This window comes from Evansella halocellulosilytica (assembly GCF_002335745.1).
Classification (GTDB): Bacteria; Bacillota; Bacilli; order Bacillales; family Salisediminibacteriaceae; genus Bacillus_CA; species Bacillus_CA halocellulosilytica.
On the sequence record NZ_NIST01000001.1, the window covers coordinates 3,410,354 to 3,436,716 of the forward strand.

Annotated in this window: 24 protein-coding genes and 2 pseudogenes; 19 read left to right on the forward strand and 7 right to left on the reverse strand. The window is 36.6% G+C overall.

Going from position 1 to position 26,363, the window contains the following annotated elements; translation table 11 throughout:
• On the reverse strand, nucleotides 1-406 hold a 406-nt coding region (locus CD001_RS16390), incomplete at its 3' end, for a transposase (protein ID WP_142303665.1).
• A 581-nt stretch (nucleotides 407-987) separates the two neighbouring features.
• Here CD001_RS16390 and CD001_RS16395 point away from each other — a divergent pair.
• Nucleotides 988-1,809, forward strand: a complete 822-nt coding sequence (locus tag CD001_RS16395; protein ID WP_096188720.1) for a CPBP family glutamic-type intramembrane protease — start codon at nucleotides 988-990, stop codon at nucleotides 1,807-1,809.
• Nucleotides 1,810-2,048: 239 nt separating this feature from the next.
• Here CD001_RS16395 and acsA read toward each other — a convergent pair whose 3' ends face one another.
• A complete protein-coding gene (acsA, locus tag CD001_RS16400) occupies nucleotides 2,049-3,764 on the reverse strand; it encodes an acetate--CoA ligase (protein WP_096188721.1) in 1,716 nt (571 codons plus the stop codon).
• A gap of 167 nt (nucleotides 3,765-3,931) precedes the next feature.
• Between acsA and CD001_RS26495 the strand changes: the two genes are divergently transcribed.
• The 5 genes from CD001_RS26495 (at nucleotide 3,932) to msrB (ending at nucleotide 7,872) form a co-directional block, all read left to right on the forward strand.
• A complete protein-coding gene (locus CD001_RS26495) occupies nucleotides 3,932-4,087 on the forward strand; it encodes a hypothetical protein (protein WP_179298785.1) in 156 nt (51 codons plus the stop codon).
• Between the two features lie 66 nt (nucleotides 4,088-4,153).
• Complete coding sequence (fumC, locus tag CD001_RS16405; RefSeq protein ID WP_096188722.1) at nucleotides 4,154-5,542, forward strand: class II fumarate hydratase; 1,389 nt, start codon at nucleotides 4,154-4,156, stop codon at nucleotides 5,540-5,542.
• Between the two features lie 235 nt (nucleotides 5,543-5,777).
• On the forward strand, nucleotides 5,778-6,698 hold the full coding sequence (locus CD001_RS16410; RefSeq protein WP_096188723.1) for a dipeptidase: 921 nt from the start codon (nucleotides 5,778-5,780) through the stop codon (nucleotides 6,696-6,698).
• A 207-nt stretch (nucleotides 6,699-6,905) separates the two neighbouring features.
• The gene (msrA, locus tag CD001_RS16415; protein ID WP_096188724.1) at nucleotides 6,906-7,448 is read left to right on the forward strand and encodes a peptide-methionine (S)-S-oxide reductase MsrA; all 543 of its coding nucleotides are present in this window, start codon (nucleotides 6,906-6,908) and stop codon (nucleotides 7,446-7,448) included.
• Complete coding sequence (gene msrB / locus CD001_RS16420; protein ID WP_096188725.1) at nucleotides 7,441-7,872, forward strand: peptide-methionine (R)-S-oxide reductase MsrB; 432 nt, start codon at nucleotides 7,441-7,443, stop codon at nucleotides 7,870-7,872. The genes msrA and msrB overlap by 8 nt, the downstream gene beginning before the upstream one ends.
• A 479-nt stretch (nucleotides 7,873-8,351) precedes the next feature.
• Here the strand turns inward: msrB and CD001_RS16425 are convergent, their stop codons facing one another.
• Nucleotides 8,352-10,043, reverse strand: a complete 1,692-nt coding sequence (locus CD001_RS16425) for an ABC-ATPase domain-containing protein (RefSeq protein ID WP_096188726.1) — start codon at nucleotides 10,041-10,043, stop codon at nucleotides 8,352-8,354.
• A gap of 120 nt (nucleotides 10,044-10,163) precedes the next feature.
• Between CD001_RS16425 and CD001_RS16430 the strand changes: the two genes are divergently transcribed.
• Complete coding sequence (locus CD001_RS16430; protein ID WP_096188727.1) at nucleotides 10,164-10,829, forward strand: DUF4397 domain-containing protein; 666 nt, start codon at nucleotides 10,164-10,166, stop codon at nucleotides 10,827-10,829.
• A gap of 183 nt (nucleotides 10,830-11,012) precedes the next feature.
• Nucleotides 11,013-12,155 carry a D-alanyl-D-alanine carboxypeptidase family protein gene (locus tag CD001_RS16435; protein ID WP_179298786.1) on the forward strand — a complete coding sequence of 381 codons (1,143 nt, stop codon included), beginning with the start codon at nucleotides 11,013-11,015 and terminating at the stop codon, nucleotides 12,153-12,155.
• Nucleotides 12,156-12,247: 92 nt separating this feature from the next.
• Here CD001_RS16435 and CD001_RS16440 read toward each other — a convergent pair whose 3' ends face one another.
• Complete coding sequence (locus CD001_RS16440) at nucleotides 12,248-12,475, reverse strand: hypothetical protein (RefSeq protein ID WP_096188729.1); 228 nt, start codon at nucleotides 12,473-12,475, stop codon at nucleotides 12,248-12,250.
• A gap of 286 nt (nucleotides 12,476-12,761) precedes the next feature.
• On the opposite strand from CD001_RS16440, the gene CD001_RS16445 reads away from it, so the two are divergent.
• The 6 genes from CD001_RS16445 to odhB all read left to right on the forward strand — a co-directional run bounded on the left by CD001_RS16445 (nucleotide 12,762) and on the right by odhB (nucleotide 20,892).
• Nucleotides 12,762-13,940 (forward strand): alpha/beta hydrolase, encoded by a 1,179-nt coding sequence (locus CD001_RS16445; protein WP_096188730.1) that lies wholly within the window; start codon nucleotides 12,762-12,764, stop codon nucleotides 13,938-13,940.
• A gap of 88 nt (nucleotides 13,941-14,028) precedes the next feature.
• Entirely contained in the window at nucleotides 14,029-14,547 is a 519-nt protein-coding gene (locus CD001_RS16450) for a hypothetical protein (protein ID WP_096188731.1), read from the forward strand.
• Between the two features lie 84 nt (nucleotides 14,548-14,631).
• Complete coding sequence (locus tag CD001_RS16455; protein WP_096188732.1) at nucleotides 14,632-15,795, forward strand: aminotransferase A; 1,164 nt, start codon at nucleotides 14,632-14,634, stop codon at nucleotides 15,793-15,795.
• 77 nt (nucleotides 15,796-15,872) lie between these two features.
• Nucleotides 15,873-16,538 carry an SOS response-associated peptidase gene (locus CD001_RS16460; protein ID WP_096188733.1) on the forward strand — a complete coding sequence of 222 codons (666 nt, stop codon included), beginning with the start codon at nucleotides 15,873-15,875 and terminating at the stop codon, nucleotides 16,536-16,538.
• Between the two features lie 254 nt (nucleotides 16,539-16,792).
• Nucleotides 16,793-19,648: a 2-oxoglutarate dehydrogenase E1 component gene (locus CD001_RS16465; protein ID WP_096188734.1), complete on the forward strand. Its 2,856-nt coding sequence runs from the start codon at nucleotides 16,793-16,795 to the stop codon at nucleotides 19,646-19,648.
• A complete protein-coding gene (gene odhB / locus CD001_RS16470) occupies nucleotides 19,645-20,892 on the forward strand; it encodes a 2-oxoglutarate dehydrogenase complex dihydrolipoyllysine-residue succinyltransferase (RefSeq protein ID WP_096188735.1) in 1,248 nt (415 codons plus the stop codon). Before CD001_RS16465 ends, odhB begins: the two co-directional genes overlap by 4 nt.
• On the opposite strand, the pseudogene CD001_RS26945 reads toward odhB, so the two are convergent.
• A pseudogene (locus CD001_RS26945) lies at nucleotides 20,807-21,307 on the reverse strand (hypothetical protein). The gene odhB and the pseudogene CD001_RS26945 sit on opposite strands and share 86 nt — an antisense overlap.
• Before the next feature lie 585 nt (nucleotides 21,308-21,892).
• Here CD001_RS26945 and CD001_RS16485 point away from each other — a divergent pair.
• From CD001_RS16485 to CD001_RS16495, 3 genes and pseudogenes are all read left to right on the forward strand, one after another.
• Nucleotides 21,893-22,213, forward strand: a complete 321-nt coding sequence (locus tag CD001_RS16485; RefSeq protein WP_096188738.1) for a PadR family transcriptional regulator — start codon at nucleotides 21,893-21,895, stop codon at nucleotides 22,211-22,213.
• Nucleotides 22,214-22,596: 383 nt separating this feature from the next.
• A pseudogene (locus CD001_RS16490) lies at nucleotides 22,597-22,906 on the forward strand (DUF1048 domain-containing protein).
• A gap of 38 nt (nucleotides 22,907-22,944) precedes the next feature.
• On the forward strand, nucleotides 22,945-23,277 hold the full coding sequence (locus tag CD001_RS16495; RefSeq protein ID WP_096188739.1) for a DUF1048 domain-containing protein: 333 nt from the start codon (nucleotides 22,945-22,947) through the stop codon (nucleotides 23,275-23,277).
• A gap of 389 nt (nucleotides 23,278-23,666) precedes the next feature.
• Here CD001_RS16495 and CD001_RS16500 read toward each other — a convergent pair whose 3' ends face one another.
• Nucleotides 23,667-24,242 (reverse strand): HD domain-containing protein, encoded by a 576-nt coding sequence (locus tag CD001_RS16500; protein ID WP_096188740.1) that lies wholly within the window; start codon nucleotides 24,240-24,242, stop codon nucleotides 23,667-23,669.
• 282 nt (nucleotides 24,243-24,524) lie between these two features.
• On the opposite strand from CD001_RS16500, the gene CD001_RS16505 reads away from it, so the two are divergent.
• Nucleotides 24,525-25,253 (forward strand): ZIP family metal transporter, encoded by a 729-nt coding sequence (locus tag CD001_RS16505; RefSeq protein ID WP_096188741.1) that lies wholly within the window; start codon nucleotides 24,525-24,527, stop codon nucleotides 25,251-25,253.
• A gap of 27 nt (nucleotides 25,254-25,280) precedes the next feature.
• On the opposite strand, the gene CD001_RS16510 is transcribed toward CD001_RS16505, so the two are convergent.
• Nucleotides 25,281-25,694, reverse strand: a complete 414-nt coding sequence (locus CD001_RS16510; protein WP_096188742.1) for a VOC family protein — start codon at nucleotides 25,692-25,694, stop codon at nucleotides 25,281-25,283.
• A 298-nt stretch (nucleotides 25,695-25,992) separates the two neighbouring features.
• Here CD001_RS16510 and CD001_RS16515 point away from each other — a divergent pair, with 298 nt between their 5' ends.
• Nucleotides 25,993-26,301, forward strand: coding sequence for a hypothetical protein (locus tag CD001_RS16515; RefSeq protein WP_096188743.1), 309 nt, complete (start codon nucleotides 25,993-25,995; stop codon nucleotides 26,299-26,301).
• Nucleotides 26,302-26,363: the final 62 nt, after the last annotated feature.

Genomic DNA, 26,363 nt, shown 5'->3' on the forward strand with positions numbered 1-26,363 from the left:
AGATCGATTCATCTTCAATCACCTTTTCTTTAACCAGCTGACAACGGAATTGAACGAAACACTGACGTAGTAATTCTTGGACTTCATGGTGTACCCTAAAACGGTTGATCGTACGGTAGCTTGGTTCATACCCTTGCGCCAGCCACATCATCCGAACACTGTCTTTCAAAAGCTCCTCAATTTTTCTCCCAGAGAAGACAGATTGTGTATAGGCGCAAAGGATGATCTTCATCATCATTCTGGGATGATAGGCCGGACAGCCCGTTGTACGTAAAAATCCACTGAATGCCTCATCGGGGATGGCTTCTACCATATCATTCACGGCAAAAGCGATATCATTTTCCTGAAGTTTATAGGCTAAATCCATCGGCAAAATGATTTGATTCATGTTATAATCTTTATACATAAGGATACCTCCGATTCTGTTTTTGTGTGGATACTTTAACTTTATCAGAAGGTATCCTTTTTGTGTATACGTATAAACTAGACGGACTTATCCAAGTTGATTGTCAAAATCACGAGACGCCTGCGGGAAAAGCAAGAGCTGAAGATCCATCGGGGCGATTTTACCCCGATTAGCTGAAGCCTTGCCCGCGGCAAGCGAGTGTTTTTTGAAACAATCAACCCAAAATATAATATGAATAACTGAAAAAGAAGAAATGGCACTCACCGACGGTGAGTGCCACTCTTATTAACTGGGTTTTGTCCCAGCCCCATAGTTACTTACATAGTTTATTTAAAAAATAGAGTTGTAAAATGGTTAGAACGTATATAATAGAATTATAGATAAAAACGTTCGTTTGGTTTTGGGTGGAGCAGAACCTCGGTGTGAGGATAGTACTCCGCAGACACAATCGTTTCGAAGACCATTAAAGAGACAGCAATAACCCGTAAATATTATGGTAGAACTACTAATGTAGATACAATTAGTCGGAGGTGTTTTCTTGAAGGTAGAACAATTATAAATACAAATAGATTGGAGTGGATATGTTGGGTAAAACGGCGCCATTTAATATGAAAAACATATGGGTGAGAATTTTAGTTGTATTGATAATAGGTATCATTATATGGAACTTCATAACCTATCTTAGTGATATATTTATAGGGGAAGAATATATTCGATTTAATCACTTCTTAATTGCTGTACTTACTACTATATTAACCTTTATTCTCATACAAGTGGCACTTAAAATTGACAATATTCCGTGGCATCAACTCGGACAAGGAACTTTTAAAAAGAATATCATTTCTTTTTTTCTAGGTTTTTTTCTTTGGACGATTCCCGCATCTGTTGGTTTATTTATTTGTGTTATGCTTGGGTGGGTTGAAATCAAAGTTCATACAGATTTGAATGATCTATTACTGAGTATGTTGATTTTATTCATAACTGTATTGTTGATAGAAGCATTACCTGAAGAATTCATTTTTAGAGGATATATATATCGGTACTTAAATGTATTATTCCCTCATTGGGGCACAATACTTTTACAATCACTGCTGTTCTCATTATTTGCTTATTTTATAGGGGCAATGTATTCTGTAGAACAGCTTCAATTTATTCCTGGCTTTGCAATCATTTTAGGTGTGTTTAGGGCGATATCAGGAAGTGTGTGGACATCAATCGGATTTCATGCTGCAATTATGACTGCAACACAAATTTTAGGACCCATTCACGGACATTTTGATGTGAGCGAAATTTTCACACTGCGATTTGTTGCATTTATTTTACTACCAAGTGTTGTTGGAGCAACTGTATTGTCTTTCATTTATTACAACCACAATTGGCGTAAAACAGACCCATTGATGTAATTCTGTACAAACAAAAAGTTAATCAAAACAGGGGCAACTCTTAAAGTAACAGGTGCGTTAAGAGAAAACAAATCGGACCACAACATTTTAAATGTGTCTTAAATGTTGCGGTCCTTTTAATATCATAGGTTACACATATCTAACCAAAAGATAAAAATGAAAAAAATATGTTATGTCCTATAATTTATTTACCTTTTTTATTTAGGTCTTGAGAACATTAGCCACTCTACTTTTTTAAGTTAATCATCCATCGTTGATAAATCACCGGTAGGTTCATTTAATTCCCAAGCTTTTAAAACACGCCTCATAATTTTACCACTTCTCGTTTTCGGAAGTTTTTCTTTATATTCAATTTCTCGTGGAACAGCGTGTGCAGAAAGTTCTTTCTTTATAAAAGTTTTTATTTCTTCCTTTAATTCATCTGTATATTCATAACCATCTCGTAACGAAATAAATGCCTTAATAATGTGTCCTCTTATATCATCTGGCTTACCTATTACACCTGCTTCAGCAACAGCAGGATGTTCGACGAGCTTACTTTCAATTTCAAATGGACCGACTCTTTCACCTGAAGTCATGATGACATCATCATTACGCCCTTGGAACCAAAAGTAGCCGTCTTCATCTTTGTACGCTGTGTCACCAGAAACGTACCAACCAGAAATGGCGAAGTACTCATTGTACTTTGTTTCATTGTTCCAAATTTTCCTCATCATTGACGGCCAACCTTTTTTTATTGCTAAGTTCCCCATTTTATATGGTGGTAGTTCTTCACCATGTTCATTAATAATTGCAGCTTCAATTCCTGGTAACGGCTTTCCCATAGAACCGGGTTTAATAGACTCCGATAAATAATTACATATAAGCATAGCTCCCGTTTCAGTCATCCACCAAGTATCATGGATTCTATGATTAAATACTTCGACGCCCCAACGGACTACTTCTGGATTTAAAGGTTCGCCGACGCTTAATATATGACGTAGAGAGCTTAAATCATGATTTTCTATCGTTTCCTTCGGTGCAGCCATAAGCATACGGAAGGCTGTTGGTGCACTATACCAAACAGTTACTTTGTATTTATCGATCGTTGAATACCAGTCATCTGGTGAGAACCTTCCACCTCGGACAACATTCGTTACACCATTTAACCAAGGGCCAAAAATCCCATATGATGTTCCTGTTACCCAGCCAGGATCTGCAGTACACCAATAAACATCATCTTCTTTTAAATCGAGGACCCATTTTGCGGACTGATAATGTTGAAGCATTGCATTGTGAACATGGTAAACTCCTTTAGGCTTACCAGTTGAACCGGATGTGTAATGAAGGATTAATCCATCCTCTAAATCAACCCATTCTAACGCAGAATCATCAGCAGGTGCTATTTTTATTTCATCAAAATACGAGATAAACCTCTCATTATTAGGTATATCTTCACCAACAAGTATGATTCTTTCAAGTGAAGGTAATTGATCATACGGAACTCGCTGTAATAACTCAGGTGTTGTGACGAGAATCTTCGCTTCACTGTCTTCGATCCTGCTTTTAACTGCTTCTTTCATAAATGCTTCAAATAAAGGTCCAACAACAGCACCGACTTTAATAGCTCCTAATAACGCAACATATAATTCAGGGCTTCGCGGCATAAATATAAACACACGGTCACCTTTTTCTACGTTGCAATTTTTGAACATATGTGCGGATTTGTTTGATTGTTCTTTTAAATCATTAAACGTTAAAGTAACTTCACGAGACGAATCGGAATAAAGCAATGCTGGCTTGTTACCTTTTCCTTCATCTACATGCTTATCAATTGCTTCGTATGCCAGGTTTACTTTGCCAGTTTTGGACCATGAAAAATGGTTCTTTACTTCATCCCAGTTAAATTTTTTGCGAACGCTCTCATAATCATTTAAATTGAATGTTCCTTCATTTGGTTTTAATACTTTTTCCATGCCGACACCTCCGCATAAGAATATTACATAAATAAACTACGTCTATCATATACCCAAAATTCAGAAATTTCAATTTTAATATTATGTGTAATTGTATGGTTTTTCGGTGACAGTCTGCTAAATAAACGTTAAAATAATGATAATGTTTGATTAAAGGAGTAATAAACATGGATATTTTAACATGGATTATTGTCATTGTTATTGGCTTAATTTTATTAAAAGTAGTAGGTAAAATATTAAAGTTTGCGATAGGTATAGGCTTAGTCCTATTAATTTTATATGTTTTATCGTCTGTCTTAACGAACGGTACAATTTCTCTTTAGAATCGTTTTATGAGTAGTAAACGAGGGAATGTTATGGAAGAAAGCGTTGTATAAGGAGGAAAGAGAATGAAACATCGTACGGAAAAAGATACATTAGGAGAAGTGCAAGTACCAGCAGATAAATGGTGGGGAGCACAAACACAGCGGAGTCTTGATAATTTTAAAATCGGTAAAGAAAAGATGCCGTTAGAAGTTGTAGAAGCTTTTACAATATTGAAAGAAGCATGTGCTGTTGCGAATAAGAGATTAGGTAACCTCGAATCAGAAAAAAGTAAAATGATTGAACGAGTTTGTCAGGAGCTCAGAGAAGATGGTAAATATGAACATTTCCCTTTAGTCGTATGGCAAACTGGCAGTGGGACACAATCAAATATGAATATGAATGAAGTAGTAGCGTACCGTGCTAACGAATATTTCAAGGAACAAAATAGTGAAATCCGAATTCACCCGAACGATGACGTAAACAGATCACAAAGTTCAAACGATACGTTCCCAACATCAATGCACATTACAGCATTAAAAGAAGTACAGGATAGATTAATTCCTTCTTTACAAAGACTTAAAAAGGTCATTGATCAAAAACAAAAGGATTTTGATCATATAATTAAGATTGGCCGCACGCATTTACAAGACGCAACACCGTTAACATTAGGTCAAGAATTGAGCGGTTGGTCATATATGTTAGAACGAAGTGAGCAAATGATAAAAGAGTCTTCCGAACACCTGAAATATTTAGCGATTGGTGGTACTGCTGTCGGAACAGGAATAAATGCGCATTCAAAGTTTGGAGACTACACTGCAGAAGAAATAAGTCGAATTACCGGCATTACGTTTTACTCATCACCTAATAAATTCCATGCGCTAACAAGTCACGATGAAATTACTTATGCCCATGGTGCATTAAAGGCATTGGCAGCAGATTTAATGAAAATCGCAAATGATGTACGGTGGTTAGCTAGTGGTCCACGTTCAGGGATCGGTGAAATCACGATACCAGCTAATGAGCCCGGAAGTTCAATCATGCCCGGTAAAGTTAATCCGACTCAAAGCGAAGCATTGACAATGGCGGTTTCTCAAGTTTTTGGAAATGATGCGACAATTGGGTTTGCAGCAAGTCAAGGGAACTTTGAGCTGAACGTATTTAAACCAGTCATCATTTATAACTTTTTGCAGTCAGTACGCCTCTTAAGTGACGCAATGGACTCATTTAATAACAAGTGTATGACTGGAATTGAAGCAAACGAAGGGGTTATTTCTGAGCATGTGAAAAATTCCTTAATGCTCGTAACTGCTTTAAATCCTCATATCGGTTATGAAAAAGCTGCAGAAATTGCTAAAAAAGCTTATCGTGAAGATCGTACTTTGAAAGAAGCAGCTCTGCAATTAGGTTATTTAACAGAAGAAGAATTCGAGCAATATGTAAACCCAGAAAAGATGATCAAACCAAATGAATAAAGGATTGTCAGCGGCGTTGCTGCTCTGTCTAGATTGATAAGAAAAGAGATGTCTCATAAAAAGCTTTACAATGCGACATCTTTTTTTTTAGGTTATTACCACATAGAATTGTTGGTTTATTGACTGTTTGAAGAATTGAAATACGACGACTTAGCCCACAAAGGAATTTCGAATTTTGCAAAAAATATATTATAATTATCATTTAATAGTAACTAACAGTAAATGGGGGAGACAAATGAAGGTTTTTGATTTACATTGCGATGTACTATTGAGATTATGGGAAGATCGAACACGAGTTTTTAAAGATTCCTCATCACTAGAGGCTAATTTAAAAAGACTTATAGCTGGTAACGTTCGACTGCAATTATTTGCTGTATTTATTGAACCTGATCTTCCGTCTGATTTAAAGTTCCAGATAGCCCTGGAACAGATTGATTTATTCCATAAAGAAGTTGTTGAAAAACATGAAAATGTCATCAAAATTGTCAGTTGGGATGACATAAGAAACTTAAAAGAGAATGAAATCGGCGCTATGCTTACTCTTGAAGGGGCAGATTCTTTCGGAAATGATTTGATGAAATTACGAACATTATATCAATTAGGTGTCAAATCAATTGGGCTTACTTGGAACAATGCTAATTTATGTGCAGACGGTGCGGGAGAACCGAGAGGCGGGGGACTTACCAAACTAGGCTTTGAAGTTGTCAAACTGAATAATGAACAAAAAGTTTTAACGGATGTCTCCCACTTATCTCAAGCAGGATTTTGGGATGTCATCACTATTTCTGACTTTCCAATTGCAACACATTCAAATTCTATGACTATCTGTGAACACCGGAGAAATTTAACTGATGAACAAGCTGAAGCAATGTTTTCGAAAAACGGGCTCATTGGGGTTGTATTTAATCCGCCATTTATAAATGGTGGCGAAAGTGCATCTATCGATGAATTATTAAGGCATATTGATCATTTTTGTTCTTTAGGAGGAAAAAATCATCTAGCATTTGGATCCGATTTTGATGGTATTAGCTATTATGTACAAAACCTTGAACATTCGGGTAAATATGAGAACTTAATCGAAGAGCTATTAAAACGTTATAAGGAGGATGAGGTTAAAGGCTTTGCTTATAACAATTTTCTCCGCTTTATTCCATAATCAATAAAAGGAACTGCAGCTATTGTGAATCATTTATGTTTTTCTGTTTAACATACCAATATGAAATCATTGTGTCATAATTGAAGGGATGAAACGATCTATATTTGTTTTATTTGACTTTCATAATGAACGAAATGCAAAATGGACGTTGTAAAATGTATTAGCTATCAAGTATTGATAATAAAACTTCAAAGGGGAGGGATAGGAATGGATGATAACGAGCTTAAAAAGGCTACTTTTGCCGGGGGATGCTTTTGGTGTATGGTATCACCTTTCGATCAACAACCGGGCATTCACCAAGTGGTTTCAGGATATACTGGAGGAGATATTGAAAATCCAACATATGAACAAGTGTGTTCAAATAAAACAGGTCATCTAGAAGCTGTACAAATTACGTATGACCCAGCAGTTTTTTCATATGATCACTTACTGAATATATTTTGGTCGCAGATTGACCCTACCGATCCAGGTGGACAATTCCATGACCGTGGTGAGTCATATCAAACGGCTATATTCTATCATGATGAAGAGCAGAGGGAGAAAGCTTTGTTATCGAAGAAAGAGCTTGAAACGTGCGGGAAGTTTTCAAAACCGATCGTAACAGAAATTCGTAAAGCGAAACCATTTTATCCTGCAGAAGAATACCATCAAGATTACTATAAAAAAAATCCGCTTCATTATAAAATCTATCGTAAAGGAAGTGGCAGAGCAGATTTTATTACACAACATTGGGGTGACAAAAATGAATAAAAAAGAGTTAAAGGAAAAACTAACAGATATTCAATACAAAGTAACACAGGAAGATGGCACAGAAGCTCCTTTTAACAACGAATATTGGAAGCATTTTGAAGAGGGAATATATGTTGATATCGTTTCCGGGGAACCTTTATTTAGTTCTTTGGATAAATTTGATTCTAACTGTGGTTGGCCAAGCTTTTCAAAACCGGTAGATAAAGATCGTATCATAGAAAAATCGGATTTTTCTCATTTTATGGTAAGGACAGAAGTGAGAAGCAAAGAAGGGGATTCGCACCTTGGCCATGTATTTAATGATGGGCCAAAGCCTACCGGACATCGTTATTGCATTAATTCTGCTGCACTTCGCTTTATCCCGAAAGAGGACCTCGAAAAAGAGGGGTACGGGTCCTATAAGAAGCTTTTTGAAAATGATTAGTAGACTAAGCTGACAATTCATCTGCATGTATGAATGTCAGCTTATTTTTTTCTTATTGATGGTCAAAAGACTAGACGCCAGCCAAGCATTTTCACCATGAGCTTTCTTACGGATGGGGTGACTTCGGCATTCCAGCAGGACACGGAGATTTTAGCAGAAGATCTGATCTAGCGAGTTGCTTCGCCACGGACAGAACGTCCTAATGCCGGACATGCAATAGGACGAGGCGTTTTGGCCGGTTGACTCAGGTAGATATAAGCAATACTAGAAGAGATTGAAACAGAAAAAGCAAGAGGTGAAGATCAATCGGGGCACTTTCCCCCGATTAGCTGAAGTCTTGCCTACACAAAGAAGACACTAGGATGCAAAAGAAGTGAAGCACGAGTAGATGTCGCACTTGTGCTCTAGTGTGCAAGCGAGTGCATCTTGATAAATCAACCCTAATCTCTTAATATCAAAAGAATCCCTTTAATTGAGTGTTATATAGAATATCGGATCCGATTAATCGCTGCATAAATTTCTTGTTTTCTCGGCATCGCTAAATCACCAGGATGCTCATTTTTATGCGATGATAAAAAATCTATTCCATTGTTCATTAGATCTGCATAGGTACTCTCGACAACATCAGTAATCGAACATGCAGAACTAGAATGCTTTATCAATTGCTTTAGTATATTAGCAATTGCTCTCGTTTGGCTAGGGTCAATTAATTGTTCTACATATTGAAGATCAATGACGGTTTTACCTAAAACGATCGAATGTAATTCTTTCGCAATAACTTTTTCTTTACGATCTAACAGTGCTGTTATTTTTTCTTTTTGAAAAGAACGAATTTTTTTATGATAAAAAGAATTTTCTGTTTCTTTTTTTCTCCCACTATTAAATTGTTTAGCAATTTGTTTCGCTTCCATTGTCCGGTCATAAGGAACGTAAGTGTCCATCATCATAATATTATCAGCAACATCAAAATAATCTCCCGAACCTCCGATGACGAGGATCGTTGAAATCCCCTTTTCTTGAAATAACTGGTTAACATTATCTATAAATGGACGGATCGGTTCTTTGTCTTTATTTACAAGTTGTTGCATTCGTGCATCTCGAATCATAAAATTTGTTGCACTAGTGTCTTCGTCAATTAATAATAATGTAGATTTCATTTCAAGGGCTTCCATAATATTAGCTGCTTGTGATGTACTGCCGCTAGCGTTAGTAGAATGAAATGAAGTCGTACTTTTTGCAAACGGCAAATCTGAGATAAATGGTGAAATATCGACGTCATAAATCGATCTTCCATCCTCTGAACGAATTTTCATCGCCGTTTCTTCTGTAAGAACATACTCTCTACCATCATTTAATTCGTGATTATAAACTCCGCGTTCGATTGCATTTAATAATGTACTTTTCCCGTGGTATCCACCTCCAACAATCATCGTAATTCCTAATGGAACCCCCATCCCTGAAATTGATCTATTTTCGGATAAAGGTATAGTAATTTCATACTTTTTCGGTGATTGAAAAGGAATCATATTTGGACTTTTTAATGGCTTATTATTCACACCACTTTCTCGAGGAAGTATAGCCCCGTTAGCGATAAATGCCGTAAAGTTGTTTTTATGCAAGTATTCCCTGATTGCTCTTTGTTCATTTGCCAACACTAAATGCTTTTTTAATGTCCCTTTGTTATAGTTTGATAATGTATTTTCAATTATTGTAGGTAATATAGAGCATAGTAACTTTGCACATTCACGACCTAATACTTTCCTTCCTCTCGCAGGTAATCCGACAGTAAGGCGAAACTCTATCCCTTTATTCGTTAGTTTAACAGCGGTTCTTTCAATCATTTCTTGACCAGGAGCATCAATATAAATCAAACCACTCTTTCCACTTCCGTGAATGTTATGGTCGATTCTTATAATGTTCTTTTTGACTTCTTTCGCAAAAAAGTGAGTAAAAGCGATCTTTTCTTCTTTCGTTTTGTATGTATAGAGATGGAAATTTGTTTTATCAAATGGTACGAATATACGAATACGTGACGGAGAAGCGAATGGATCACCTTGAACATAATCAATGTATAGTGTGTAATCTATTCCTTCGTAGCTTCCTTGAATCGATTTTAATGCTTTATAACCTTTTCCATCCAATTGTTTACATTTTTTAACTAAGTTTTGCATGGATTTCGCCCCCTATAAGTGAACGTGTCCGATATTACAGCGTTTTTATACGAATAGCAACTGAGAAATTGGTAAGGCTATCAATGTAAAAATTTACTTAAGAGAAGGAGAATCATAAAAATGAAAAAATGGGTGTTCAGTATCCTTACAATCGCAATGTTATTTCTTACTATTTCTGGAGAAATTTCATCACAACAGCAAAGCGATACTAAGTTTCGAGCCTTAAATGCATCCCCGGATGTCCCAGCTATTGACATATACACTAATGATGATCTTATCTTAAATGAGTTAAACTTTAAAGAACTAAGCAGCTATCAGTCAACGTCTCCTGGAGAATATACAATTAAAGTATTTCCGGAAGGAGCCGATCCTAAAAATGAGGATCCGCTATTAGAAGAAGTTATAAAATTAAATAATGAAAAAGCTCATACAATCGTTGCAAGCGGGAAAAAAGATGATTTAAAGTTACAAGTATTTGGAGATGACCTTTCATCAAATGAAAATGCTAAAGTACGACTAGTACACCTAGCACCTGGAGCTCCATCAGTTGATATTATTGCAAATGATAAACCTATTTTTGAAGAAATATCGTATCGTGAGGGTAGTGAATATATAGAAGTACCAGCAGGAACATACAACGTTTCTGTACTTCCTTCAGGACAAGAAAAATCTGTTTTTGATATACCGAATGTTACTTTACATGAAGGAACAAATTATAGTGCTTTTGCTATAGGGATCCTTGATGGAGAACCAATGCTGGACATCCTTTTAACGATAGATGAATAATCATGATGGACGACATCCCCCTTTATAGAAATTCACAACGATAAACCCAAGCAATATAGGGGGATGTTATTTAGAAAAATATCTTTGAATTATTTTTGTAATCAAATTGTTATAAAAAACACCTTGTCTTCAAATTACTGTAGTGTTTATCATAAAAGTAAATATGTATTATTAGGTGATAAAATGAGCAAATTTCAGTATAAATACAGCTTTCTACTTAGTTCTCTATCGATTTTTTTTGCTCTCATGTTTATGAATATTCCTGTATTTGCGGATTCAGATGTCAATTTAAACTATGATAGCGATGCAGTGGTACTAATGGATGCACAGACGAATGAAATATTATATGAAAAAAATTCAACAAAACAAATGTACCCAGCAAGTATTACTAAAATACTAACTGCTATCATCGCTATAGAAACAGTTGATCTACAAGAAACAGTAAAAGTTAGTGAGGAAGCAATAAGAGCAATAGGCACGAGAGTTTATTTGCTTGAAGATGAAGAAATTACCGTTGAGCAATTGCTATACGGTTTAATGGTGAGCTCTGGTAATGATGCAGCTATTGCAATTGCTGAACATATCGATGGATCTGTTGAAGAATTCTCAGAACGAATGAATCGGTTTGCGAAATTACGAGTAGGCGTCCAAGATTCATCTTTCACAAACCCGCATGGCTTATTTGAAGAAGATCATTATACGACTGCGAATGATATGGCGTTAATAAGTTCATATGCAATGAAAAATGAAACTTTTCGTGATTTGGTTAGTACAGAGTATTTTGACTGGCTTGCCGAAGGATGGGAAACCCGGTTGTACAATCACCATCCTTTGCTAAGGCAAAATGACGAAGTAATAGGTATAAAGAATGGCTATGTGAGTAAAGCAGGCTATACTTTATCTACTGCAGCGAAGAATGATGAAACTGAATTAATTACAGTTACATTGAACGCTTCATCAAGGTATACTGCCCAGGAAGATACATTAGAATTATTAGAATTTGGCTTTGAGCATTTTGAAACACAAAAAATCTCCTTAGAAAATGAAGAACCAATAGTTGATTATGTCATGCCTAATAAAGTTCCTGTAACGACAAAAAAGGATGAAGAGTTATCATATGACATAGCAGAAAACGGAGTTATGACCGTTTTAGGAGAAGAGGATCGGGTAGTTTCAAAAATTAAATTTGACGAGCGTGAAAAACTTGAACTTCCATGGTTCCGGACAGATATTCATGTAGACCATCCGCTAGCAAACATGAATCAAAATGATCAGCCGTGGTACAAGTGGCTATTAGTAACTGGATTTTACTTCTTTTTAAGTTAACATTTTTATAAAATTGGGGCTTTTCTTTAAATACTCATTCCAGCTGGCGCAGACGGTAGTGAGATTTATTGAAAAGCCCTTTTTAGGTTCACTTATTCCCGTCGATAAAGTAATAAATTATTTATTAGCTTTTCAAATTCCTCTTCAGAGGTAAATAAATCAGGCGACCAATTCTTATGCACCCATTCAATAAGTTGTTCTGCATCATTAAATACTTCTCCAGATGTGTCTGATTTTCGAATCGTATAAACCCCATTATCATCATCAATCGTTACTTCACAAGGAATAGCACCATCTTTTGCCTGAATTAAATAATCCACACACAACCACCACCTATTTAAATGTTTATGCCAATAATTTCTCTAATTTTCCTTCGTTTATTCGTTACACGAAGATCTTTCATAGTTAGCGATTAAAAACTTTATATAATCCTGAATATAATTTTGATTGAGCCAAATAAAATGGTAAAATCACAACAAATATCTTTAAATGTTTTTTCATTTATTAAATGTGGTATTGGATGATAATTGGTAATGATTAAGTACGATTAGATAAGAATGCTCACTTTATGATGGAAACTTGAATGGAGAGGGGACGAAATCGTGTATGAAATGGGCCAAAGTCATTTTCAAAAACGTGTTTTTACTAGGCTCAATATTGTTTGCTTCCCTTCTAATTTTAATAGCTGTCTCCGTGTATATTTGGCAATCAACAGATGAAGGAAGACTACCTGCGAAAACTGCTGTTATCCTTCATGCTATAAATAACAATCTTGTCTCTTTAGATATTAATATACGTCCGCCGCAAATTGTTACCGGTGGTAGAGGAGGAGGAACTCCTTTACTTCGAGAAGATATATATATTCCTGTTCAAGGAGATGTCCAAATTCCTGTTCGAATATATCGTCCACAAGGTGATGGACCATTTCCGATCACAATGTATTATCATGGTGGCGCGTTTATGGAAGGGTATGGAAATATTGATACTCATGACAATATTATCCGATCTCTTGCAGCTAGGACTGAAAGTGTGGTCATTGCTGTCGGATATCGCTTAGCTCCTGAAAATATCTTTCCAACAGCAGTGGAAGATAGTTATACGTCTATTTTGTGGGCTGTGGACAATGCCGACACGTTTAATGGAGATGCCGATCGTATCAGTGTTGTAGGAGATAGTGCAGGGGGAAACATAGCAACGGTCATGACATTAATGGCACGAGATCGTGATGGACCTGAAATATCTTCCCAAGTTTTATTGTATCCACTTACTACTTTCAAAGATATTCCTTTAGAATCACGTGAAATATATGACAGCGGATATTATTTGTTATCAAGGCAAGTCATGTACCGAGCACGAGATACGTATGCACCAGATGAATTGATGTGGTCAAATCCATATACATCTCCGTTACATGCAGAGGATTTAAGTGACTTACCACCAACATTAATTATTACAGCTGAATTTGACCCATTAAGAGATGAAGGTGAAGCATATGCTGAAAGGTTAGCAGAATTTAATGTTGATGTGAGAGCAACTAGGTATCGTGGTGTTATGCACGGGTTTGTATCGTTTTATGAAGTGATGCAAAGCGGCCAATACGGGCTGCAAGAGGTGTCAAGCTTTTTAAGGCATGCAAACAATGACACATTACATGTAGCAACACCTTACCACTTGCAAGTGAGGCAATCACCGCAAGGCTTTGACCGCGTTCGTGATCAAACTGAAGCATTTGCAATTGCTGCATATTTACTTGGTAGAACAGGTTTAAACCTTCTAAATGAATAAAATGATCGAAGGAAGTTCCGCTTTCTAATTTTTAGATATCGAATGCGGAATTTCCCAACTTGATCATCATAAAAGGGGCGAGGCTAAAGTGAAGGACAGAAACAACGGTGTACCTATAGTAATAAAAGTATTCGCCATTTCAAAATTACTTTTTGTAATCGGTTATTTTAGTTATTTGCTTTATGTCGCATTTGCTTGGGGCTTTGGAGAACGAATCACGCTAGTATTCATTGCTGATAGTGTGTATTTATTATTAATCGTATCTGGAGTTGGAATGTTGTTAAAACAAAAGTGGTCTTGGTGGATGACTATGATCATTTTCATTAAACTCTTTATTGCTAAGCTATTGTCAATGGTTGCGGAAGTCGTAAATATTTTAACTGGAATGGTAGCAGAAACGATAACTGTTGAATTATTTCTAGGTGATTTTTTAATTTTAATTTTGTTTATTGCAATCATTACATTCCTCTCTTTACCAATGATCCGAGATATGTTTGAAATTAAGGAGAGCGGATCTAAAATTGCTTTAGTTACTGGAATCGGTGCGATTATTTTATATATTATTTACTTTACAATTATGTTGATTATGATTTCTGCATTATTGTAACTTATCAGATTTATTAAAACTACATACACATTTACGGTAATATTATTATGTAAACAATAAGGAACTAAAAAAGGATGAATGAAAATGACAAGTCAAATTAATGATCAAGTAAAAAATATTGAAATATCCGGTATTAGACAATTTTTTAATCGTGTTTCTGAATATCCGGAAGCGGTTCAATTAACGTTAGGACAGCCTGATTTCAAAACGCCTGAACATATTAAAGAAGCTGCTAAAAAAGCTATAGACGACAATGATACAGTATATACAAAGAATGCAGGATCTGACGATGTGAGAGAAGCTGCATCCAATTTTTTATTAAAAAAATACAATTTATCATATAATCCTTCAACAGAAATTATAACAACGATAGGTGCTTCACAAGCAATAGATATTACGATGAGAACGATCTTACGTCCTGGTAATGAGGTAATCATACCAGCACCTGTTTATCCAGCATATGCACCATTAGTCAAACTTTGCGGCGCAGTGCCGGTGTTAGTTGATACACGAGATACTAACTTTGTGATTACCCCTGAAAAAATCCGTCAAAATCAAAATGATAATACAAGAGCAATTATTTTACCTTATCCATCAAATCCGACCGGGACAGTATTAACGAAGGAAGCAGCACGATTATTAGCAGATTATTTAAGGAATGAAAACGTAACTGTCATTTCAGATGAGATTTATTCTGAATTAAATTATGACCAGGAACATGTATCAATTGCTCAATTTGAAGGTATGAAAGACAAAACAATTGTCATTAACGGATTATCTAAATCTCATAGTATGACTGGTTGGAGGATTGGTTTTGCTTTCGGACCGGAACCTATCATGAATCATATGATTAAAGTACATCAATATAACGTCAGCTGTGCTTCCTCGATCTCTCAATCTGCAGCCGTCCAAGCACTAACAGCAGGAATTGATGATGCTTTAGAGATGAAGAAAGTATATGAAAAAAGGAGAGACTTTATCGTCAATAAGTTAATGGAGATTGGTGTAGATACGGTCATTCCTTCTGGGGCATTTTATGTCTTTCCGAATATCATGAAATCGAATCTATCATCATTTGAATTTTCATTGAGGTTACTAAAAGAAGAGAAGTTGGCTGTTGTACCTGGAGATGCTTTCTCAGAGTATGGTGAAGGATACGTACGGCTATCCTATGCATATTCGATGAATGAATTAGAAGAAGCTATGAAACGATTCGAACATTTTTGGCAAAAATTTCCAAGTAATTAAAACGTATTTCGAAAGTGTAACAATGACCCTGCAGCATGAAGTGAAGCAATTGATTATAATGTTAGGAGGTTAGATGAATGTGTGGAAGGTTTACTTTGTATGCTGATCCTGAGTTTATTCAAGACGAGTTAGATATTGAAAACGAAGATTGGAAATCAAACTTGTCACCGAGTTACAACGTAGCACCAACACAACAAGTGTTAACAATTGTTAAAGGAAAAAAGAAATCACGAGCTGGCTTAATGAAGTGGGGTCTCATCCCTTTCTGGGCGAAGGATGCTTCAGTCGGATATAAGATGATAAATGCACGATGTGAAACGATATTTGAAAAGCCTTCTTATAAACATTTAGTTAATAAACGTCATTGTATCATTGTAGCAAATGGATTTTATGAGTGGAAGAAAGAGAACAATAAAAAGCAGCCTTATTACATTCAATCAGATTTGGAGCGTCCGTTACTGTTTGCCGGTCTATGGGATCGATATGTAAAGGGCGAGCAAACTTTTATTACGTGTACGATTATTACTAGACAAGCGAATGAAAAGATGGAAAAGTTACACCACCGAATGCCGGTTATTCTTCATGAGGGAAATTGGAAAAACTGGTTGCACCCTTCAGATCATTCGTTCGAGCAATTGAACCAAGCATTTTTTAATGAGGATGTATCCTTACATTACTTCCCTGTTTCGACAAAAGTGAATAAACCTATTAATAACAGCGTAGATTGTTTGAACCCACTATAAAGTAGAATAGGTCACACTCTGTTTGATATAGGTTTGTAGCGATAATATGCGTATACCTTACATTTTCAACTATAAAAACGATTAATTCTAAAAGTTTCGCCAAATTTTTTAGTAGAAAATTTAAAAAATAGTGAATTTCTTTTGAGTAATAATTCTTATAGTGATAAAATAACAGTGTAAGCGTTTTTAATATTTACATAGTCATTTTATAAAAATTTGCAAAGTTTGAACGAGAACAATGGAGGTTTCAGGTCATGGCAAAAAAAGGTGTTCGCTTAGACCAAGGATGGAGTCAATTTTACGGCCCTAACTTTGGTTACATGCTTGAAGTTTACGAAGATTATTTAGATGATCCTAGATTAGTAAACGAAGAGCTTCAACATTTCTTTGAAAAATGGGGTGCTCCTGAAGAGAAGGATGTACCACAACAGAATCGTGGGCCAGCAAGTGAGAAGGTTTCATCATCTCCCGAGCAATTTTACGCCGCAGCAAATGCAATCAAGCTCGCAGAATCTATCCGCAGAAACGGTCACTTATTAGCGAATATTTCTCCAGTCGAAGAAAGAGAAACGACCGATATTTTCAATCTTGAACAATATGACTTATCAGAAGAAGCATTAAAAGCAGTACCGGCAGAACTACTAAGCCCGGATTCTCCTGCTAACGTAAATAATGGACAAGAAGCAATTGACCATTTAAAAAAGGTTTATTCGAATACTTTAGCATTTGAATTTAATCAAGTTCAAGACATAAAAGAACGTAACTGGTTATACAAAATGGTAGAGTCCGGAGAATACCGTCCTCAATTTTCAAAAGAAAAGAAAAGAGAATTGTTAGAACAGTTAAATAAAGTTGAAGGTTTTGAAGGCTTTATTCATAAAACATTTAAAGGACAAAAAAGATTTTCAATCGAAGGATTAGACTCCATGGTACCGATGCTTGACGAAATTGTTCGCGAAGCAGTCGAAGACGGTACGCGAAACATCATGATCGGTATGGCACACCGAGGTCGACTAAATGTGCTTGCTCACGTATTAGGAAAACCATATGAAATCATTTTTTCTGAATTTCACGATGCTCCGAATAAAGATTTAGTCCCATCTGAAGGGTCTAAAGGAATTAACTATGGGTGGACTGGTGATGTAAAGTATCACTTAGGTGCTGACAGAGAAATTAAAGAAAGTACAGTCGAAGCAACGGTTACATTAGCCAACAACCCGAGTCATCTAGAATTTGTCAATCCAGTTGTCCAAGGTTTCGCAAGAGCAGCTCAAGATGACCGTTCAGAGCCAGGCTATCCAAAGCAAGATAAAAAGAAAGCAATGCCAATTCTTATCCATGGAGATGCAGCGTTTCCTGGGCAAGGGGTAGTTGCTGAAACATTGAATCTAAGTAAGATTAAAGGGTACTCAACAGGAGGGACTGTTCATCTTATCGCAAATAATATGATAGGATTCACAACGGTTAGTGGCGATTCTCGGTCAACGAACTATGCTAGTGACCTTGCAAAGGGATTTGACATTCCTGTTATCCACGTTAATGCAGATGATCCAGAAGCTTGTATTTCAGCAATGCACTTAGCATACGAGTACCGAAGAAACTTCAATAAAGATATTTTAATTGACCTGATTGGATACCGTCGCTATGGACATAATGAAATGGATGAACCATTAGCAACACAGCCAAGTTTGTATAAAAAAATTAAACAACATAAAACAGTTTTTGAACTATACAGTCAAAAGCTTGTTGAAGAAGGTCTTGTTAATGCCGAAGATGTGCCTTCAATGAAAGAATCATTTAATGAAAAATTAGAAAATCAGTTTGACCGCATTAAAGGTCAAGTAAGAGAAACAATTGATGAAGTAATGGCACCACCGCAATATGTTCAAGAAACGCTAGATAATGTAGATACGAAAATTGACCTTAAGTTATTAAAAAAGCTAAATGAAGAGCTTTTAGAATTTCCGGAAGGCTTCAATGTTTTTCCGAAGCTTGAGAAGATTTTAAAGAGACGTACTCATGCATTGGATGAAGGTGGTAAAGTCGATTGGGCTTTAGCAGAAACTCTTGCGTTAGCAAGTGTGATTAGCGAAGGTACGCCGATTCGACTAACAGGACAAGATACTCAAAGAGGGACATTTGCCCACCGTCATATCGTCTTACATGATTATGAAAACGATGAAACATATTCACCGTTACATTCGATGAAGTCTGCAAAAGCCTCTTTCGCCATTCACAACAGTCCGTTATCTGAAATGGCATGTGTCGGTTTCGAATATGGCTATAATGTTCATGCACCAGAGACGTTAACAATTTGGGAAGCCCAATTTGGTGACTTCTCAAACGGTGCCCAAGTTATGTTTGATCAATTTATTTCTGCTGGACATGCCAAGTGGGGCCAAAAATCAGGTCTAGTATTACTTTTGCCACATGGTTATGAAGGACAAGGTCCAGAACACTCTAGTGGTCGTGTTGAACGTTTCTTACAGTTGGCTGCTGAAAACAATTGGCATGTTGCTAATTTAACGAAGGCTAGTCAATACTTCCACATTTTAAGAAGGCAGGCTAACCTGTTAGGAAAAGATGAAGTTCGCCCACTAGTGATCATGACTCCGAAAAGTCTTTTGAGGAACGAAAAGGTTGCATCAAGCGCAACGGAACTATCTGAAGGTTCATTTAATCCAATTGTAGAACAAGCTGGACTAGGAAGCGATCATTCAAAAGTTGAACGAATTGTTTTCTGTACTGGAAAAATAGCAGTTGATCTTGAAGAGTCACTTAGTGCAATTGAGGATACAGAATGGCTCCATATAGCTCGTATAGAAGAACTATATCCATTCCCTAAAAAACAAGTTGTGAACTTGTTAGAGAAATATACGAATATCAAAGAAATCGTTTGGGTACAAGAAGAGCCGCAAAATATGGGAGCGTGGCATTATATACTGCCTCAACTTGAACAATTGGCAAATGGTCAAACAGAAGTAAAATATATTGGTAGACGTCGTCGATCCAGTACTGCGGAAGGTGACCCAAAAGCTCATAAAAAAGAACAGAAACGAATCATCCAAGAAGCTTTGAAACGTAATTTGAAGGGAGAGACTAACGAATGATCGAAGTAAAAGTACCTGAATTAGCAGAATCCGTTACAGAAGGAACAGTCGCAGAATGGTTAAAACAACCTGGTGACTACGTTGAAAAAGGTGAAGATATCCTTGAACTTGAAACAGATAAAGTGAATGTCGAAATTTCTGCAGAGGAATCAGGCGTTTTGAAAGAGACGCTAGCTGAATCTGGTGATACAGTTAAAGTCGGTGATGTGATTGCAAAGATTGATGCTAACGGTGAAGCTGGAGCTGGCGGAGAGGACCAGTCTGCCTCTACAGATGCTCCGAAAACAGAGGAACCAAAGCAAGAAGAGGTTAAAGAAGTTGAAGAAGCGAAAAGTAACAATGAAACTCCTTCCCGGCCAATTGCATCACCTGCAGCACGTAAGTTAGCTAGGGAAAAAGGGATCGACTTAAACGACATCTCTGCTCGAGATCCGTTAGGAAGAATCCGTCAAGAAGATATTGTTGAACATGAGCAAAAATCACAAGCTGTAAAATCACAACCGAAAGAAGAAAAGAAAGAAACACCAAACGATGATCCTGCTAAGCCAGTTGAAAGAATTCGTATGTCACGACGCCGCCAGACGATTGCGAAACGTCTCGTCGAAGCTCAGCAAACTGCAGCAATGCTTACTACATTCAACGAAGTAGATATGACAAATTTAATGGACTTACGTAAACGAAGAAAAGATAAGTTCTTAGACGATAATGGTGTTAAACTTGGATTTATGTCCTTCTTTACAAAAGCGGTTATTGGTGCATTAAAGAAATATCCGTATGTAAATGCTGAAATTCAAGGAGACGAGATCGTCCTTAAGAAATTTTACGATATCGGTGTTGCCGTTTCTACTGAAGAAGGGTTAGTCGTACCAGTAGTTCGAGACGCTGACCGTCTTGATTTCGCTGGTATCGAGAAAGAAATTGGTAATCTTGCAGATAAAGCTCACTCTAAAAAGCTCGGGTTAAATGATTTGCAGGGTGGTTCATTTACAATTACGAATGGTGGAGTATTTGGTTCTTTATGGTCTACACCAATTTTAAATGCACCTCAAGTTGGTATTCTTGGAATGCATACAATCCAATGGCGTCCGGTTGCAATTGATAAAGATAACTTTGAAAATCGCCCAATGATGTACATTGCTTTATCATATGATCACCGAATCATCGATGGTAAAGATGCTGTCGGATTCTTAGTGAAAGTAAAAGAATTAATTGAAGATCCAGAATCTCTATTATTAGAGGGGTAAAAGATATGCGGGGCTGGGACATAACTAGCCAAAAATAATGAAAAATGGTTCCAAACATCAATAACTGATGATTGGAACCATTTTTTGTTGGATTGTTTTTATTGTCTATGGATGAATGAGGTGTTCTAGCGGTGTACTTCCTCAAGTTCACCGCTATGAATGCAAACCCTAATTCATTTTTTACTTTCTCTTTGCCTCTCACGGACATTCGAGTGAAGCCCAAATTAGCCTTCAAAAATCCGAAGACCGTTGGATGGTAAGCTGGGTTGCCCGTTTCACGCAAAAAAACTGGCGAAGGCTTCATCAGGTATCTGTTCCACAAGATCATTACAGTGTAGGCAATATCCTTTTCCTGAAGCTTTACTTCTAAATCTAACGGCAAAATAACTTGATCCATGTTATAATATTTAAACATAAGGACACCCCCGGTTTAGTTATTGTGTGGTTACTTTAATTTTATCAGAAGGTGTCCTTTTTGTTTCAAAAAATTAGTTGATTGTAGCGAAAGGGGCGAGACGCCTTCGGGAAAAGCATTCGGCGAAGATCCCGCAGGGCGGTTTTCCCGAGGAAGCTGAGGCAATGCCCGAGGCAAGCGAGCATCCTGTAGCGAAAATCAACGACAAAGTTCAGCAGAGTATAAAAATAAAGAGAGGCACTCCACCCAAACATTGGGATGAGCGCCTCTCTATTTTTATTTACTGGGTTTTGTCCCAGCCTCTTTTTTAACATTAATTTTAATTGAATTGCTCGAATCGCTTATTGCGGAACTCTTGGCCACAAGTGCGACATCTGTTCGTACTGCACTTCGTCTGCATTCGTAGTGTTTCCTTCTCCGCAGCGCAAAAGCATATGAACCTCGTAACAAAGCGCTTTTTGAAGAAAAGATTTATGCTTGACAAGTTATGCTATTCTGCGTTACTTATACCGGTAATCAGTATTGCTTAATACTTGTGGTACAGAGTGCTGAAAAAATATAATGAAATACAAATGGGTGATAAATTTGGAAACTATCACAGAAATGCTGAAAGGGGTACTTGAGGGGTGTGTGCTTGAGATCATTAGCCGTGCCGAAACTTACGGCTATGAAATCACGCAGCAGCTGCGAGCACTAGGCTTTAGCGACATTGTAGAGGGAACAGTTTACACCATCACGATGCGACTCGAAAAAAATAAACTCGTGGATATTGGGAAAAAGTCATCCACGATGGGACCACCGCGCAAATTTTATCGGATTAATGAAGCTGGCCAACTAGAACTGGAAAGTTTCTGGGCAAAATGGAACTTTATCTCAAGTAAAATAAACGAATTAAAAGCAAAATAATGAAGAATAAACATGAGTATTTTCGCTAAAATCTTTGGATTTTTTAACGAAAAAAACATGGGGTGAAATGGAAAACTGCTCAAAAGCCTTACCTAAAGGCTACTACAACGCCTGCAAAGCGATGCAAAAATTTCTTAGGAACTCTGTCGGCGTGATGGATTGCCAAAAAACGATATTCGTCAATCACATCAGCGACCTTCTTGAAGAAGCATAAGCTGATCGTAAACGTGCTAAAGTATTTGCTGGCAACGACGTAGCCTTCTGTATACTCTCGTCATTGATGCAATATCGTGGATTAATAAGCAACGTCATAAACTCAACGATGCGATTAAATAATGAGAACTTTGCTGAACAGCTTAGTATATTTAAGGAGGAGACTACCAATGAACTTTTTAGAAAAAATAACCGGCAGCGATATGACTAAACAAATGAAAAGCTTTGAAGCACGAGCAAAAGTCTTGCCAGCTGAATATCAAACTGCTTGGGAGGAGATTATAAGTAATCTCTGGATTCACGGAGATTTCACCGGTCGTAATCTGATGCCAGTTCTTGACAGTGCTCGAACTGCTTGAAGTTACATCAGCAGATGGCCAGAGTGTCGAAGAAGTACTAGGAGATGATATCCAAGGCTTCTGTGCAGCTCTTGTTGGTGACGAAGGTGCAAAAACTTATAGAGATAAATGGCGTGACTAACTCAACAAGAACGTAGCAAGAAAATTAGGAGGACTGAAATGAGTATCAAAAAAATCATCGAAGGCAAGAAAGAATGGAGAACCCATGTTTCGCGTATCAAAGCGCCTCCACAAGATTATCAAATTGTCTATAAAGAGATCCAAAAATATCTCTTCAAAGTCGGTCCAGTTGAGCTAAACGAAGGTATCGGACTGCTCTCGGAAATTCTCAGCTTCTTTGAAGAAGGCGCAGCTGCTGGGAAAGGGGTGCTTGAAGTCACAGGAACAGACGTTGCTGCTTTCTGCGATGCGCTGATTGAAGATTCAAAAACTTACGCTGACCTCTATCAAGAATCGATCAATCAAAAAGTCGATAAGGCTAAGAAAAAATAGAAGGAACATAGTACTTGACAGCAAAATTCTATCGACTTTTGCCTAAGGACTGCGCTAACCTCGCAAACTTGAAAGTATCGTTCGAGTTCGAGTAGTCATGGAAATAAAAGAAAGAATCAAAGATGGAAACAATATTAAAATTGAACAAAAATTAGCGCCGCATTCCCCTTCAAATTCTCTGAATTAGTGAGGGGGAGGCGCTAAGGTTTTGCTTTCTTTGTTCCTCGATATATCTTATATCATTGGCTGCTTTACCAGTTTATAACACCATATAACTCCTACTCCAAAAATAATAAATTTCCTTCCTATTAAGTTTTTTATTTTATGTTCTTAATATGTTTGCTATAAGTGGTATATAAATGATTTAAACGTCTTTGATCTATGTCAAACTATGATGTAAAGGCTTTATCGATAAGTTTCTTTAAACGTTCAAAAAATAAATGGTTCTCACTCGTTCCGTCAATAAGCGCCACATAAATACTTTCATAATACCAACGTTGAAGATCTTTTTCTGATTTAAAATATTTCCAAATTTCGCCTGTTGAAAATTCATCAGACTGTATAATTGAAGTTAAATTGTGAATTTTGTCTGCACAAATGACATATTTTTGAGCAAGCGTAGCACCATTCAATTTATGAATCGTTTCTTGTTTGCGTTCAAGCCAAGGGAGGGTTTTATCTGATTCTGAAGCACCTTTGACTAGTTGAGAAACAAGTTTTCCGAAACGTTCTTCAATTGTTGAGAGCAGAGTGTCGGTATCTTCCCACACATCATGTAAGATAATTGCTGTGATGATATCTGTTTTTTCATCTTCTGTAAATGCTTCCTTCTCGACATAAGGTATCGCAAACAAAGCGGCAGTGTAAGGGTGTGTGATGTAAGGAACATTTTCAGTCTTTCGATTTTGGTGACGATGTGCATGAGTAGCAAATATAACAGCGTGGTGGAGCTTTTCAAAATTCACCGATTCACCTCTTTCATTATAACTAGCTTATTATGTGTATTTACTTTAGACAATTTAATCTAGATTTTTTTAATATGAATGTGTCTGCTTATCATCATATTCAGGTGAACTTCATAAATAATGAATCGATCGCTTATTAAACGGTCGTTTAAATTATATTTATTTTTAATCTTCCGTTGTCATTCATAGTTTTTAATCGTCTCCATTCATAGTTTATACTTCATCGTTATATACATGATGAAAAGCATACGATTATTTTTTCGTAGTGACACGGAGGGACATATGACTGACTTTCTTATATTAAGTGCATTTGCCTCAGCTTCAACAGGACTAGGGGCAGTTCCTGCACTCATTTTCCAAAAGGCTACACATAATTTCAGAGATATCCTATTAGCTTTTTGTGCAGGCGTGATGGTCTCAGTGTCTGCATTCGAATTAATTCCTCAAGCACTCATTTATTCTGATATTCTTCTTGTTACGATCGGTCTATTAACTGGAGTATTTATTTTAACCGTACTTGAACAGAATATCCCTCATATACACCTTGATCACGGCAAAGTGAAAGCAGATATTGACGAAAAGGCGTTATTAATCATTGCAGCAATCACCCTTCATAATTTGCCAGAAGGTCTTTCAGTAGGTGTTAGTTTTGCGAGTGGGGTTGAAAACCTTGGTCCAATGATTGCTTTAGCGATCGGTTTACAAAACTTGCCGGAAGGGTTTTTGGTTGCACTTTTTTTAATCCAGCAAAAGGTAAATAAAGTAATGACCTTTTTTATTGTACTATTAACCGGATTGGTTGAATATGTTTCTGCTATTGCAGGATTTGTTTTAACGAGCTATGTTTCATTAATGGTTCCTTTTGGACTAGCATTTGCAGCAGGGTCCATGCTTTACATTGTTTATAAAGAATTGATACCAGAAAGTCATGGTGACGGACATGCTTTTAGTGCAACTTATGCCTTTATTTTTGGCTTGATCGGGATGTTATGGGTTTCTAGCGTATTTTAGTTCTTCGTAAAAATTGAGTAACATTGATTAATCCATTTTATTTGCTTCATCTTCATGTTCGATTTCTGGTGGCTCCCACAATTCAACAGGATTACCTTCAGGATCTAACAGCCAGGCGAAAAGGCCATGCTCCGTTTTAACAGGACCAGAATAAATTGATATGCCTTCAAGTTCGAGGTCTTGAATAAGCTGATATAAATCATCAACCCGGTAATTTATCATAAAAGAGGCGTCACTTTTAATAAAGTACTTAGACGCTTCAGGAAAGGTTGCCCACATCGTATGTCCTGTTTTGTCGGGGTCGTTATAACTCCTCCATTCGAAGATCGCACTCCCGTCATGCATTTGATGAATATAAAAATGATTACGATACCAATCAGACAAATCTTTTGGATTTTTTGCTTTAAAGGAAATTCCGCCAATTCCCGTCACTCTTTTCATGCCTTTCCCCCCTCAAAACCGTCTTAATCAATTAAGGTTCTATAAAAAGTGAATAATTCCTGCGATTTTAGAGTGAATATTTTGAAAAATACATTAAAAGATTTAGATCTCTTCACATTATAAAAAGGAATTTATCAAAAAGGAGAGAACTATAAATTATACAGTGGAATTAGGTCCTTTTACTCAATCTTATTGTAATGACGAATCAAATAAAAGGAAGGGGATGGCTTAATTGTGATAAAAGTCATGAAAATACATAATATCAGACTAAAAACAATATTTGAAAGGGAGGAACACAGTGAATCATTTACTATATTTATCAATCATAACAGCTATCGGTCTTTACGTGATAAGTGAACTTATACTCTGGAAGGTTCCTCATATTCGTTTTATCAAATATTTACCAAGTTTATTAGGGATTATTTCTAGTGTCATTGTGGCTATAGTGAGCTTTCAGAATATCCTTAGTTTTGTCGATTACATTGAGTATCTTATATTTTCGATTGTTTTATTTTGTCTTTCTGGAATAGGTGGAGTTGTCATTTCCATGAGAAAGTCATTTTATAAAGTTGAAGGACAAAAAAGAAGTGGCTCTCACAATTCTTAATCTAGCTAAAAAATGTGTTTGTTTCAAAAGTCCTTATAAATGAGATAAAATGAGCTGGAATA